Raw genomic sequence first — 13839 nt, 5'->3', positions numbered from 1 at the left:
TCTCACAAGTAAAACCCCTAATCATCTACCGTTAGGGGTTAATTTGACTCAATTTCTTCTAATTGTTTGAAATAATCCTCGATCAGTGATTCTAACGGCGAATTGTCGATTTTCCAAATCGAATTTGCTTTCATGGTAGAAAGGGCACTTTCGATCAAATATTTTCTTGGTGTACTCCTATGCAACAGTTCTTCTTGGATAAAGTCTACTAATTCAAGATGTTTCTCCTTTTCAGATTCATCCTGTATGTTCTTCGTAACCGCTTTCCTTATAGTCCCAGTCAGTTGAAGCAATTGGTTTTTAAAGCCATTATCATTTTTTCGACAGCTGGGCAGCCATTTTTCTATAAGGGTAGGTTCATGTAATTGATTACCGGATTCAGCAACCTCTTCCACCAACTTCACCAATCGTGCCACACTATAACCAACTACGCGGCTGATTTTTTCGCCTGATTCATTAGCCATCCGATTATATTGAAGATTATGTTGAATGATTCCCTGAAACATAATCGCACAATCTAACAGGTACGGTTTCTTTTCTTCGCCGAAAATATCGATGAACCGACTGAAATACCAATGCAATGATTTCAACCGAGCATTTTGGACGTATTGTTTAAGGTCAGCATCATTCGAAGCCAGAACTTCTTCATAGAGGGCGATTAACTTATTTTTTCTATTCGATATCATCTGCAGTTCTAGTTGTTTGATAAAGATATCGATATCAGCAGGATTTCTGCCAATCAGTAAATCATTTCTGTCTTTTTCAAGCTGTTTGTAAATTGTTTTATAAATACCGATTAATAATTCGTTTTTTGATGAAAAATAATTATAAAATGTTCCCTTCGATATCCCGCTATAATCTAAAATGTCCTGGATGGACGTTGCTTGGTAACCTTTTTCGATAAATAGCTGGTGAGCCATCTTAATGACATTTTGTTTCCGATTGTACATAAATATCACCTTTAGCCTGAATTTGTACTTACTGTATAATATAATACTAACTTATTTCAGTCTTCTTTACAAACCCATATATTTGTAGAATTTTTTAATTGCAAAAATTGAACTGAGCGTATATTATTATGTAAGTGTGAAATTGGGGTATAAAAATTTGAACATATGTTATAGGGGGAAATTAAATGGATCAAACGATAAAAAAGACTAACAAACCACCGTATGGCGTTCTTGCCATACTGATTATCGGAGCTTTTATTGCATTTTTAAATAACACATTATTAAATATTGCACTGCCTTCGATTATGAACGACTTAAAAATTGACCCATCAACTGGTCAATGGTTGATAACTGGTTTTATGCTAGTAAATGGAATTCTGATTCCATTATCAGCATACTTAATTCAAAAATTTTCTGTCCGCCAATTATTCCTGGCAGCCATGCTTTTATTTACTCTAGGAACTGTATTAGCCGGCTTTGCTCATGCCTTTCCATTATTATTATCCGGGCGGATGATTCAGGCCTCCGGATCAGCGATTATGATGCCGTTGTTAATGAATGTTATGTTAACCAGTTTTCCAGTCGAAAAACGTGGAATGGCAATGGGGGTTTTTGGTTTAGTGTTAATGTTTGCCCCAGCTATTGGACCGACTTTATCGGGATGGATTATTGAACACTATGACTGGAGAATGCTCTTCCATTTTGTCACGCCAATCGCAATTCTCATCGTATTGCTTGGATTTTTCTTACTTAAAGATAAAAAAGATAAAGTTGATATTCGACTTGATTTCTTATCTGTAGTGTTATCAAGCGTAGGTTTCGGCGGAATACTTTATGGATTCAGTTCAGCCGGTAAGGAAGGATGGGATAGTCCGCAGGTTTATGGGACGCTTGCTGTTGGGATTATTTCATTGGTAACATTTATATTGCGTCAATTAAGACAAGAACGGCCACTTCTTAACTTCCGGATTTATAAATATCCAATGTTTGCTTTATCATCTGCAATATCCATGATAGTTACAATGGCGATGTTTTCAGGGATGCTTCTTCTACCTATCTATGTCCAAAATATTCGTGGGATTTCACCAATGGATGCGGGCTTATTGTTATTGCCGGGGGCGATCCTGATGGCGATCATGATGCCTGTTACGGGTAAATTATTTGATAAATTCGGCGGACGTGCTTTAGCAATCATTGGTTTAGCAATTACTGTAATAACAAGTTATTTATTTAGTAAATTAACACTTGAAACCACCTATACACATTTAATTATTTTATATACGATTCGCATGTTCGGGATGTCAATGGTAAATATGCCAGTTACGACCAATGGTTTAAACCAGTTACCGGCACGTTTTTATCCACACGGTACCGCGATGAACAATACGATGTCGCAGGTATCTGGTGCGATTGGTACGGCATTGTTGGTAACGGTGATGACAACACGGGCCAAAACACATGCAACTGAACTGATTGAAGCTGCTAAAAAGGTTGTACCTAATCCGTCTGTAAAAATAACGGAAGCGATGCAATTGAAAATGCAGCATGATATTCAAATGAAAGCCATGTTGGAAGGTATTAATGATGCATTCTTTGTCAGCGTCTTTATCGCCGGTCTTGCTTTGGTGCTTGCTTTATTTATTAAACGTGCTAAACAAGCAGAAGACCCTGGTGAAGTAAAACCTTCTAGCACCCATAAGGTAAAAACGAAATTAGCAGAAAATTAATTAGTACTTGGAGCGGTGACTTTTACAGTCACCGCTTTTTTTTACAAAAAACATTATCAGATTTGCTTTTTTACTAATAAACACTCAAAATTAAAGCAGATAAGTGAATCATAGGAGGATATTCTGATGTTAAAAGACCAAATCAAACATTACATAACCGAACAACAAAATAGCCCAAACGGGAAGAGTATTACTATTTTTAAAGAAGAAAAAGAGTATGTTGAAAAAAACAATCTAGGAGAAAATGTCCAATTTTCGGAAAAGGACCCGAGCACGCGCTTTGCTGACGCCTATATTGAGCGTTGTGATAAAGAAACAGAAAATATGATTAAGAACGAGTCCTCTTCATTTTTGGCTCAGAGGCTTGATTACTTGAAAAAGCATAAAAATGAGTTTATTTATTTAGAATCCATTTGGTTTGATCTAATTGGTGTTGAGGCAATTTCTGTAGAAGCTGACGATGTTTTCGGGACGTATGACGTCATGTTAGGGTTAAAGTTGCAAAAGAAGTTTGAAAAAACGTTAAAAGAAAATTTAAATAGCCTCTTACACGGGGATGAAGCGAAGTTTGATTTAATGTTCAGCCTTGAAGATGGATTATGGAATTTAAACTTTGCATTAAATTATGTCGAAGGATTTCAAGAAGAGATCACTGTCGGTGAAGCGTTCCAGCTTATATATCGCTTTTTATTTCAGTTGGTGGAAGCAGTAGAAGGGGAACGTAAGTAAGTTTTAAATTATTAGGGAGGGTCACCCCTCCCTAAAATCAACTAAAATCCTGATCTGATATTGATATCGCAGAACCTGTTGATGTATGCTCATTTACCCATCCAAGTGAGGTTTCAGATACCTGTGCCCAGTTAGGTATTTCATCCTTATGCTGTTCGACCCAGCTCATGCAATACTGTGGATCAATATTATAATCGAGGCATTGGGCTAAAAATGCTTGGATTGTGTCTTCATTGCAATTCTGCCATGACCTACAAGTATTGCTCCACACATTCTCCATCTTCGTTTGTATTGAAACCTCATTAATAAAATTACTAAATTGGAAATCGTCAGGCATCTAAGCTCCTCCTTAAAAAAAATTCACACTTTTAAGTATGTCCAACGAGAAAATATTTCAACAAAAAAAGAAAGGGGATTAGCTTTGAAAAACACAAAAAAAACGGCACTTATTCTAGGTGCTAGCGGATTAGTAGGTAATGAGTTAGGAAAACTCCTCCTTCAACAAAAAAATTATGAAAAAATACATTTATTAGTAAGAAGACCAATTACAAGTAACAATTACACATGTGAAGTACATGTCGTTGATTTTGAGCAACTTCATACATACAAAGAATTATTTCAGGTAACAGATGTTTTTTGTTGTTTAGGGACGACCATTAAAAAGGCAAAAAGCAAAAAAGCCTTTCGAAAAGTTGACTATGAATATCCAGTTGAGGCAGCAAAAATGGCATGTGAAAGTGGAGCAGAGAAATTTCTCATAATTACAGCGATGGGTTCAAATCCGAAATCAAGGATTTTTTATAATCAAGTCAAAGGTGAAGTCGAGGAATCTATTAGTAAGTTAACTATACCATCTATTCATATTTTCAGACCATCATTATTGTTAGGGAAGCGCGATGAGTTTCGTTTCGGTGAAAAAATTGCAGAAAAAGCTAGTATTTTATTAAATTTAATTATGGTCGGCCCATTACGGCCTTTTAAAGCGATTGAAGCAAAAAACGTCGCGGCAGCAATGGCATCAATGGCCCGAACTGGTAAAAGTGGAGTGAACATTTATCCTTCACATGAGATTGAACGAATTGCCAAAGAAAATAATTAATACGAGTTGAGAGGTAAGTGCAATGGAGAATAGTTTAACAGGAAAACGAGTTGTTATCTGCGGTTCGCGCAAATTAGACGAAATAAGTACATTAATCGAAAAACAGGGAGGCGCACCTGTCGTCCGAACCCTCCAAGGAACTGTATTTTTTGCAGACAAGGAAGTGGAACCTGATTTACTCGAATTTGTGCAAACAGGTGCCGATTGGGTGATTTTCACGACTGGGATTGGTTTTGAGGCACTTGTCAATATTGCAGAAAAGCTTGGATTGGGAGATTCATATTTAATGAAAATACGTGAAGCAAAAGTAGCATCCAGAGGATACAAGACACTGTCTGCATTAAAAAAATATGAACTTAAACCGATCGTGGTTGCTGAAGATGGCACAACCAAAGGATTAGTACAAGCATTCGAAAACATTGATTTCTCTGGTAAAAGAGTAATGCTGCAGCTACACGGGGAAACAGCACCGCTGTTAACAAAATTTCTTGAAGATCGTGGTGCAACAGTGCAGAAGATACTTCCATATCAGCATATTGCTCCTGAGAACGAGACTGTTGCCATATTGTGCAAGGAACTTCAGACAAATGATTATGACGCTGTATGCTTTACAACCGCCACCCAGGTCCGATCACTTTTTGACTTTGCAAGAGAACATAAAATTTATACAGATCTTATTGCTTTGTTTAATGAAAGGGTTGTAGCAGTTGCAGTTGGAAAAGTGACCGAGGCAGCGTTAAAGGAAGAAGGAATTAAACGGGTCGTGGTTCCTGAAAATGAAAGAATGGGTGCAATGGTTGTCCAATTGGCAAAATATTATCAAAGTTAATCATTTCAAGTGTACCTTCTAAACGGTTGGTACACTTTTTTCATTTATTTCATCCCCTCCCAATTCGTAGAAATTGTCGAGAAGTTTTTTCAATTATCATGTAAGGTAATTTGACAATTCGATATATTTTTACAGTTTTTTTGGTATGATTATGTTAAATTAAAAAAGAATTCTGAAAAGTGTGCAAGAAGGTAACCCTCTAACAACCGTAGATTTAATTCCATTCTATTCCAATTCAACTAACAACATCGCTCCCCTGAGGTCTTATATTCTTAGGAAACATTAACTTTTTACATAATGGTTTATCAAATGGTTGTATCTATTTACAGAATGTAAGATGAAATACCTAAAATCAGTCTGTAAAATAAAATAAGATGCATAATTTTCCGCGAAATTCATTATTAGGCTAAAGGAGCTGGTTCCCTTTTTGATAGTTTCCTATTTATAAAGCGCTTACATTTCACTTAAGTAAATAAACCATTCATATAAAAAGGAGGGTTTCTCTTTGGCGAATGAAAAAATTCAACGTATTTCCTTAGCTAATCTTGAAATGAACTTTCAAGAGGTGGAGCAGGGCTTGACTAATCAAGAAGCTGTTGAAGAATCCAATCGATGCCTCTATTGCTATGATGCTCCGTGTATAAAGGCCTGTCCAACAGGAATTGATATTCCAACCTTTATTAAAAAAATTGCCTCAGGTAACTTATTAGGATCCGCTAAAACAATCATGTCATCCAATCCTGTCGGTGCAAGTTGCTCAAGGGTTTGTCCAACCGATGAACTATGTGAAGGAGCTTGTGTCCTTTATCACTCAACCAAGCCAATCATGATTGGCAATTTACAACGATATGCTACTGACTGGGCAATGAAGAATGGACAAACACTTTTCCAACCTGGTCAAGCGAATGGACGGTCAGTTGCTATCATCGGCGGTGGTCCAGCTGGACTATCAGCAGCAAGGGAACTGGCAAGATTAGGTTACGAGGTTACGATATTTGAAGGATCCGAGAAAGCGGGCGGCTTAAATACGTATGGAATTGTCTCTTTCCGATTGCCACAAAAAATTTCTTACTGGGAAGTAGAGCAGGTCGAGAAATTGAATGTAAATATCAGAACCAACACAATGGTGGGCAGGGATATTTTAGTAGAAGAAATTACTGAAAATTTCGATTATGTTGTCTTAGCAGTAGGGATGGCTCATGTTCCTAACCTTGGTGTCGAAGGTGAAAACCTAGAAGGTGTCTATGATGCGATTGAGTTGGTCAAGGCAACAAAAAGCGGTCAGTTATCCGAAGCGTTTATTGGGAAACGAGTTGTTGTCATTGGTGCCGGGAATACAGCGATTGATGGTGCAACCTGCTCGGTTCGTTTAGGAGCTGAAAACGTTAAAATCTTATACCGGAGAACAGAAGAAGAAATGACTGCCTATGATTTCGAATATGAATTTGCCAAACAAGACGGCGTGGAGTTCCGCTGGTTAACAGCACCAAAAAGGATAATAGGCGATGATGCGGGGAAAGTCACTGGAATTGAATGTATCAAAATGAAGCTGGGTGAACCTGAAAAGGATGGACGGCGCAGACCTGTTGCCATTGAAGGGTCCGAATATATTCCGCCAGTTGACGCTGTGGTAAAAGCGATTGGTCAAACTAGACACTTGAAGTTAATTGAAGAGTTTGGCCTCACAAATGATCGTGGTGTGGTCAAAGTGGACCCGGAAACGTTCCAAACTTCCAATCCAAAAGTGTTTGCTTGTGGCGACGTTGTGTTTGGTAAAGGGAATGGGGATGCGATGGTCGTTACCGCTGCCCAACAAGGAAAAGATGTAGCTCATGCAATCCATAAGCACTATTCTGTTGTCGGAACAGCAAATTAACTTCTTATTTGGAAAAAGGGGGAGAAAAATAGATGGCTGATTTACGTATTAATCTTGCAGGGATTCAATCTCCTAACCCGTTCTGGTTGGCGTCAGCACCGCCGACTAACTCCGGCTACCAGGTACAGCGAGCCTTTGAAGCCGGTTGGGGCGGGGCAGTCTGGAAGACATTGGGTGATCCCATTTTGAATGTCTCATCAAGGTTTGCTGCTGTAAGTTTTAACGGACAAAGGGTAGCTGGTTTCAATAATATTGAACTAATTACTGACCGTCCCTTAGATATCAATTTAAAAGAAATTTATGAAACCAAAAAGCGATTTCCTAACCATGCGATTATCGCTTCGTTGATGGTGGAACCAAAACAGGAGAAGTGGCATGAAATCGTTAAACGTGTCGAGGATGTTGGGGTAGATGGACTTGAGTTGAATTTCGGATGTCCACATGGGATGGCAGAACGCGGCATGGGTTCGGCTTCAGGGCAGGTACCAGCCCTTGTTGAACGACAGACCTATTGGGCGAAGGAAGTGGCCAAAACACCTGTTATTGTTAAATTAACGCCAAATATTACGGATATAACGGCAACCGCCGAAGCTGCCTGCAATGGCGGTGCGGACGCGATCAGTATGATAAATACGATTAACAGTCTTATGGGTGTCGACCTCGATTCATGGAATACGATTCCCCATGTCGCTGGAAAGGGAGCGCATGGCGGCTATTGCGGACCTGCAGTTAAGCCGATTGCCTTAAATATGGTCGCGGAATGTGCAAGACATCCACATATTAACGTCCCAATTTCAGGGATTGGCGGGATTTCCAACTGGAAGGATGCCGTTGAATTTATGTTGATGGGAGCTACGGGTGTTCAAATCTGTACAGCCGCTATGCATCATGGATTCCGAATTGTTGAGGACATGATTGATGGATTAAGTAATTATCTCGATAGTAAGGGGATTGCCGCTGTTTCTGAAATCATCGGAAAATCTGTACCTAAATATTCGGATTGGGGCAACTTGGATCTTAATTACAATATCGTTGCAAAAATCAATACCGATGTCTGTATCAATTGCAATAAGTGCCATATTGCCTGTGAAGATACTTCACATCAATGTATCGATAGGTTGACTGATGCAAATGGGATGAGCTTCCTCAAAGTGCGGGAAGAGGATTGTGTAGGATGTAATTTATGCTCGATTGTATGTCCGGTTGACGGGGCGATTGATATGGTAGAAGCAGTAAGAGAGATGCCGCCGATGACCTGGAATGAGCGTCAAGCAGCTTTAAGTGGAGCAGCCATATTGAAAGCAGATGTAACCAAGTAGAAGATTTGGAGGGAACGATCAATGAAAAAAATTATCAAAAATGGAACCATTGTTACCGCCGCAGACACGTATCAAGGAGAAATTTTAATAGAAGATGGTAAAATAACACAAATTGGTACGAACCTATCAGCAATTGGTGCAGAAATAATTGATGCAAAAGGCTGTTTTGTTTTTCCGGGAGGAATTGATCCACACACCCATCTCGATATGCCTTTTGGCGGAACGGTGACGAAGGATGATTTTGAATCAGGAACGATTGCCGCTGCATTTGGCGGTACGACAACGGTTATCGATTTTTGCTTAACCAACAAGGGTGAGCCGCTAAAGAATGCTATTCAAATCTGGCATGATAAATCACGAGAAAAAGCGGTTATTGATTATAGCTTCCATTTGATGATTTCTGAAATCAATGAGAATGTCCTCAATGAACTTCCAGAGGTGATTAGTGAAGAAGGGATTACCTCCTTTAAGGTGTTTATGGCATACAAAAATGTATTTCAAGCTGATGATGAAACATTGTTTAAAACACTAATCTCTGCAAAAGATCACGGAGCCTTAGTTATGGTCCATGCAGAAAACGGGGATGTTATCGATTATTTAACGAAGAAAGCCCTCGATGAAGGGAATACAGCCCCTATTTATCATGCATTAACAAGACCGCAGGAATTAGAGGGGGAAGCAACAGGTCGTGCGGCAAATTTCACAGGGCTAGCCAATTCACAGTTATATGTGGTCCATGTTTCCTGCGCAGATGCTGTTGAGCAGATAGCTAAAGCCCGCAGTAAGGGCTTTGATGTCTGGGGTGAAACGTGCCCGCAATATTTAGTCCTTGATCAAAGCTATTTAGAGAAACCTAATTTTGAAGGAGCAAAATATGTTTGGTCCCCGCCGCTTAGAGAGAAGTGGAATCAGGATGTTCTCTGGAATGCCTTAAAAAGTGGTCAACTGCAAACCATCGGTTCGGATCAATGTTCGTTTGATTTTAAAGGGCAAAAGGATTTAGGACGAGATGATTTTACTAAGATTCCGAACGGCGGCCCAATTATTGAGGACCGGTTGTCGGTTTTATTCTCTGAGGGGGTAAAGAAAGGACGGATTAGTCTAAATCAATTTGTCGATATTACCTCGACACGAAGCGCAAAGCTTTTTGGATTATTTCCGAGAAAAGGAACGATCGCTGTTGGGGCAGATGCTGACCTTGTTATTTTTGATCCGAATATCGAACGGGTCATTTCGGCTGAAACCCACCATATGGCCGTGGATTACAATGCATTTGAAGGTATGAAGGTTACTGGGGAGCCCGTTTCGGTGTTGTCTCGTGGGGAATTTGTTATTCGCGACAAGCAATTTGTAGGGAAACCAGGTTCTGGTCAATATTTGAAGAGGGCAAAATATAATAAAAATACGCTCGTCAACCAAAGCGAAACCTTATCAATCTAATCTTAGACAATTGAACTAGATGTATTTGAAATTAAATGGGGGGATTTGATGTCAGATTATCAGCAATTTTTAGATGAAAGAGACAAAATTGATTTTTTTATCCAAAAAGGGTATCGAATTAATGGGGTTAAGGAACATTTAAATGGGGCCACGGTTGAATTTATTAATCCCAAGGGCAATGTTTTTGAAACTCTTGTGATTGGAACGGCAAATGCACGAAAATATTTTACCAGTCTACTATTGAAACAGAATCACACATAATAATGACTGCCTAATTTGAAAAATGAGGTGGGAAGTTTGGAATTCTATTTGAAATCAAAGGACAATGCGTACCCTTGTATAGTCACAATCGATGAAGACAATGGACGTTATACGATTCGAAAATCAGATTCTAGCGGGGAGTACTTCAATTCCCCGAAAGAATTAGTGGCCTGGATCATGGAAAATTGGCACTCGGAGGATTTTTTAGATTGTGAGGAATATGAGTCAATGCTTTGTGAAATAAGTGTTTACTTCCCGTTAATCCATTAGAATTTTTTGAGAAGGATTGGTTGCAAGACCAATCCTCTTTTCAGCTATCATTTCTGTTTTACTTTTGTGAGGAGAGCCAAATGATGAAAGAACATTTCCAATTAACTGTGGCAGATATTTTAAAGCGAAAGCATTTTGAGAGTGCACGTATTATTGCCGGGGAAGACGGTATCCACCGATTCGTCAAATGGGTTCATGTCGTCGAGGTCACCAGTATTCGAAACCTTCTTAATGGAAATGAACTTATTCTCTCAACTGGTGTTGCCTGGAAGGATAATATGGATTTATTTGCATCGATGGTAAAGGAATTTCTTGAAAATAATTCGGCTGGCTTATGTATCGAAATGGGGACATACATGTCTGCAATCCCAACTGAAGTCATCGAATTTGCGAATGAACATCAATTTCCGATTATTGTTTTTCAGCAGGAAGTTCCATTTGTACAAATCACTCAAGACATCCACTCGATTATTATTAATCAACAATATCAGATGATTTCTGATTTAGAGAATTACTCGCAAAGCTTAAATAAACGACTTTTAACGATGGATAGATATGAAGATATTCTTCAATGTATCTTCGCTGCGTTGGAATTACAAATCATTTTCCGATTAAAAAATTTGGATTATAAATTTGTCCCGGAAATCAGTGAAATCGAACAAAAAACAATGGTGACCCGACTCGGCGAGGCCAAAATTCAACCAAGTGAACATATTGCGTCAGCCCCTATTTTTTTGTTTGGACAAGAATATGCTGAGGTATTTATTTATTCGAAGGATATCCCCATCAGCGAATACGATTTATTAATTCTGGACCGGACGGCAACAGCGCTAGCCCAACATTTATTAAGGGATAGGTATGTCGAAGAAAAAAAGCGTGTTGAGGAGTTTGAATGGCTCTATGGCTGGCTTGAAGGTGAACATTCGCTTGAGAGCATTAGTGAATATTTTGCTCAAATTGGGATTAAAACAAGAACAAATGAAGCAGTCGTTTTAATTACAAAACTTATACCCATAAAAGAGAAAGTAACTCAAGATGTTACCTATTTAAAACTATTATTTCGTTCGGTTTTTGAACAGAATGGGTTTACAGTGCTTACAGTTGAAAAAAGAAATGAAATAACATTCATTCTCGTCAATAATCGGGCGAAAAAGAATTTTAAGGAACGGATAAAAACGTCAATTGAATCCATTACTGATTCTGAGTTTATCCAAAAACAGTGTTCAGCGAAAATAGTGATTGCCGCAGGGAATTTTATCAAAAGTTTAAATGAAGTACATAAAAGTTATCTTACAGCCAAGGAAACAGAGCGGATCCAGCAAAGAATGAACAATAAATCACTCTATTATTTTTATGAAGACCTGCATTTATATCGGCTGATTTCGCAAATGAGTAAGCATGTGAATCTCCAGGAGTATGCAGCAGAGTATTTACAACCTGTTATCCAATATGATCAAAAATATAATGGCAAGTTGCTCGAGACGTTAAAAGCCTATTTAGAGTGTAATGGATCAAAACAGGAAACTTCCAATAAGCTTTTTATCGTTAGGCAAACACTATACCATCGCCTGCAAAAGCTTGAAAACATTCTTGGTGAGGACTTTATGGAACATGAAAAACGAGTAGCGATCGAATTTATGCTTCTTGTCCAAGATTATTTGGCTGCGTCCCAACCAAATGCAAACCAGGCTAGATTTCTTAAAACAGAATAAATGTTTATTTATTGTTCAAAACGTCAAGGAAATGCTGCGCCACGCTTAACATTGTGTCTAATGAAAGCAAGGATTAGATACGAGATAATGACTTTATAAGGCTATTAATTTTAGCAAATACAAAACAGTATATAAAGAAAATTAGGAGGTTTTAAATATATGAGTGTAATTAAAAAGGATACGGCCATTTTAAAAAATTTCATTAACGGTGAGTGGGTAAATTCGAACAGCATTCAAGCACTGGATGTACCGAACCCTGCAACGAATGAGCTATTAACAAAGGTGCCAGTATCAACGAAGGAGGATGTAAATCTAGCGGTTGTAGCGGCGAAGGCAGCGTTTAAAGAATGGAAAAACGTCCCTGTTCCAAAAAGAGCTAGAATTCTGTTTAAATACCACTATCTGCTAACTGAAAATCATGAAGAATTAGCGAGATTAATTGTGTTGGAAAATGGAAAAGCATACAAAGAAGCGTATGGAGAGGTTCAACGCGGGATTGAATGTGTGGAATTTGCATCGGGTGCGCCTACGTTGATGATGGGGGAAACGTTATCAGGAATTGCTGAAGAGATTGATTCTGAAATGTTCCGTTATCCTGTCGGGGTGGTCGGTGGGATTACACCATTTAATTTTCCAATGATGGTTCCTCTATGGATGTTCCCTCTAGCGGTTGCTTGTGGAAATACCTTTGTGTTAAAGCCATCTGAACGGACACCGATTTTAGCGAATCGTTTAGCAGAGTTGTTCGCAGAAGCGGGAGCACCCAAAGGCGTATTAAATGTCGTTCATGGCTCCCATGATGTCGTAAATGGCTTACTCGAACATAAAGACATTGCAGCTATTTCATTTGTAGGCTCACAGCCGGTTGCCAAGTATGTATATCAACGGGCCGCTGCGGAAGGAAAGAGAGTTCAAGCTCTTTCCGGTGCTAAAAATCATCATATTGTTATGCCGGATGCTGATATGGATAGGGCGGTCCAAAATATCATTAGTTCAACATTTGGAAGTGCGGGACAGCGTTGTATGGCGTGCAGTGCAGTCGTGGTTGTCGGTGAAAATGATAGGTTTGTTTCAGCTTTAAAGAAAAAGGCGGATGAATTGATCATTGGTAACGGCATGGACGACGAAGTTTTATTAACACCGATTATTCGCAGAGAACACCGTGAAAAGGTTCTAGGGTTTATTGAAAAAGGGCTAGAGGAAGGTGCGGACTTAATTCGAGACGGGCGCAGAGAAATAGACGAGCTTCCAGAAGGGAATTTCTTGGGACCTACTATTTTTGATCATGTCACACCAGAAATGACAATTGCTAGGGAGGAAATTTTTGCACCGGTATTAAGTCTTCTTCGTGCGAATGATTTAGACGAAGGACTGGAATATATTCGTAAGTCTCGTTTTGGTAATGGTGCAACGATTTATACAAACAATGCGAAAGCTATCCGTCAATTCCGTGAAGAGGCAGACGCGGGTATGCTAGGAATTAATGTTGGGGTACCGGCAACCATGGCCTTTTTCCCATTCTCAGGCTGGAAGGATTCCTTCTATGGTGACATGCACGTAAACGGTAAAGACGGCTTGAATTTCTATACGCGCAAGAAAATGATAACATCCCGTTTTGATGGATAGA

The 13839-nt window shown here is 39.0% G+C and carries 13 protein-coding genes; 11 read left to right on the top strand and 2 right to left on the bottom strand.

Features of this window, described 5'->3' with window-relative positions:
* Positions 1-38: 38 nt before the first annotated feature.
* Positions 39-950, bottom strand: coding sequence for a TetR/AcrR family transcriptional regulator (locus tag BDR01S_RS20310; RefSeq protein WP_066255020.1), 912 nt, complete (start codon positions 948-950; stop codon positions 39-41).
* A 185-nt stretch (positions 951-1135) separates the two neighbouring features.
* On the opposite strand from BDR01S_RS20310, the gene BDR01S_RS20305 reads away from it, so the two are divergent.
* Complete coding sequence (locus BDR01S_RS20305) at positions 1136-2677, top strand: DHA2 family efflux MFS transporter permease subunit (RefSeq protein ID WP_066255017.1); 1542 nt, start codon at positions 1136-1138, stop codon at positions 2675-2677.
* Positions 2678-2803: 126 nt separating this feature from the next.
* Complete coding sequence (locus tag BDR01S_RS20300; protein ID WP_066255015.1) at positions 2804-3406, top strand: branched-chain amino acid aminotransferase; 603 nt, start codon at positions 2804-2806, stop codon at positions 3404-3406.
* Between the two features lie 37 nt (positions 3407-3443).
* On the opposite strand, the gene BDR01S_RS20295 is transcribed toward BDR01S_RS20300, so the two are convergent.
* Complete coding sequence (locus BDR01S_RS20295) at positions 3444-3743, bottom strand: hypothetical protein (RefSeq protein WP_066255012.1); 300 nt, start codon at positions 3741-3743, stop codon at positions 3444-3446.
* Positions 3744-3827: 84 nt separating this feature from the next.
* On the opposite strand from BDR01S_RS20295, the gene BDR01S_RS20290 reads away from it, so the two are divergent.
* From BDR01S_RS20290 to BDR01S_RS20250, 9 genes are all read left to right on the top strand, one after another.
* Positions 3828-4505, top strand: a complete 678-nt coding sequence (locus tag BDR01S_RS20290) for an oxidoreductase (RefSeq protein WP_066255009.1) — start codon at positions 3828-3830, stop codon at positions 4503-4505.
* 22 nt (positions 4506-4527) lie between these two features.
* On the top strand, positions 4528-5334 hold the full coding sequence (locus BDR01S_RS20285) for a uroporphyrinogen-III synthase (protein WP_066255005.1): 807 nt from the start codon (positions 4528-4530) through the stop codon (positions 5332-5334).
* Between the two features lie 550 nt (positions 5335-5884).
* A complete protein-coding gene (locus tag BDR01S_RS20280) occupies positions 5885-7210 on the top strand; it encodes an NAD(P)-dependent oxidoreductase (RefSeq protein WP_066260043.1) in 1326 nt (441 codons plus the stop codon).
* A 32-nt stretch (positions 7211-7242) separates the two neighbouring features.
* On the top strand, positions 7243-8529 hold the full coding sequence (gene preA, locus BDR01S_RS20275; protein WP_066255002.1) for an NAD-dependent dihydropyrimidine dehydrogenase subunit PreA: 1287 nt from the start codon (positions 7243-7245) through the stop codon (positions 8527-8529).
* A 21-nt stretch (positions 8530-8550) separates the two neighbouring features.
* A complete protein-coding gene (gene hydA / locus BDR01S_RS20270) occupies positions 8551-9969 on the top strand; it encodes a dihydropyrimidinase (RefSeq protein WP_066255000.1) in 1419 nt (472 codons plus the stop codon).
* A 48-nt stretch (positions 9970-10017) separates the two neighbouring features.
* Positions 10018-10230, top strand: a complete 213-nt coding sequence (locus tag BDR01S_RS20265) for a hypothetical protein (RefSeq protein ID WP_066254998.1) — start codon at positions 10018-10020, stop codon at positions 10228-10230.
* A 36-nt stretch (positions 10231-10266) separates the two neighbouring features.
* On the top strand, positions 10267-10500 hold the full coding sequence (locus BDR01S_RS20260) for a hypothetical protein (protein ID WP_066254995.1): 234 nt from the start codon (positions 10267-10269) through the stop codon (positions 10498-10500).
* Positions 10501-10583: 83 nt separating this feature from the next.
* Positions 10584-12212 (top strand): PucR family transcriptional regulator, encoded by a 1629-nt coding sequence (locus tag BDR01S_RS20255; protein ID WP_066254992.1) that lies wholly within the window; start codon positions 10584-10586, stop codon positions 12210-12212.
* A gap of 159 nt (positions 12213-12371) precedes the next feature.
* Positions 12372-13838 carry a CoA-acylating methylmalonate-semialdehyde dehydrogenase gene (locus tag BDR01S_RS20250; protein WP_066254989.1) on the top strand — a complete coding sequence of 489 codons (1467 nt, stop codon included), beginning with the start codon at positions 12372-12374 and terminating at the stop codon, positions 13836-13838.
* The last annotated feature ends 1 nt before the right edge of the window (position 13839 follow it).

This window comes from Neobacillus drentensis NBRC 102427 (genome assembly GCF_001591445.1).
Taxonomy (GTDB): domain Bacteria; phylum Bacillota; class Bacilli; order Bacillales; family Cytobacillaceae; genus Neobacillus; species Neobacillus drentensis.
Note: the sequence above shows the minus strand (reverse complement) of the source record. Positions and strands in the feature narration are given on the sequence as shown.

Excerpts from the sequence above, each read along its gene's own strand:
- BDR01S_RS20310 (WP_066255020.1), bottom strand. The coding sequence starts at position 950 with ATGTACAATCGGAAACAAAATGTCATTAAGATGGCTCACCAGCTATTT.
- BDR01S_RS20305 (WP_066255017.1), top strand. The coding sequence starts at position 1,136 with ATGGATCAAACGATAAAAAAGACTAACAAACCACCGTATGGCGTTCTT.
- BDR01S_RS20300 (WP_066255015.1), top strand. The coding sequence starts at position 2,804 with ATGTTAAAAGACCAAATCAAACATTACATAACCGAACAACAAAATAGC.
- BDR01S_RS20295 (WP_066255012.1), bottom strand. The coding sequence starts at position 3,743 with ATGCCTGACGATTTCCAATTTAGTAATTTTATTAATGAGGTTTCAATA.
- BDR01S_RS20285 (WP_066255005.1), top strand. The coding sequence starts at position 4,528 with ATGGAGAATAGTTTAACAGGAAAACGAGTTGTTATCTGCGGTTCGCGC.
- BDR01S_RS20280 (WP_066260043.1), top strand. The coding sequence starts at position 5,885 with ATGAACTTTCAAGAGGTGGAGCAGGGCTTGACTAATCAAGAAGCTGTT.
- preA (WP_066255002.1), top strand. The coding sequence starts at position 7,243 with ATGGCTGATTTACGTATTAATCTTGCAGGGATTCAATCTCCTAACCCG.
- hydA (WP_066255000.1), top strand. The coding sequence starts at position 8,551 with ATGAAAAAAATTATCAAAAATGGAACCATTGTTACCGCCGCAGACACG.
- BDR01S_RS20265 (WP_066254998.1), top strand. The coding sequence starts at position 10,018 with ATGTCAGATTATCAGCAATTTTTAGATGAAAGAGACAAAATTGATTTT.
- BDR01S_RS20255 (WP_066254992.1), top strand. The coding sequence starts at position 10,584 with ATGAAAGAACATTTCCAATTAACTGTGGCAGATATTTTAAAGCGAAAG.
- BDR01S_RS20250 (WP_066254989.1), top strand. The coding sequence starts at position 12,372 with ATGAGTGTAATTAAAAAGGATACGGCCATTTTAAAAAATTTCATTAAC.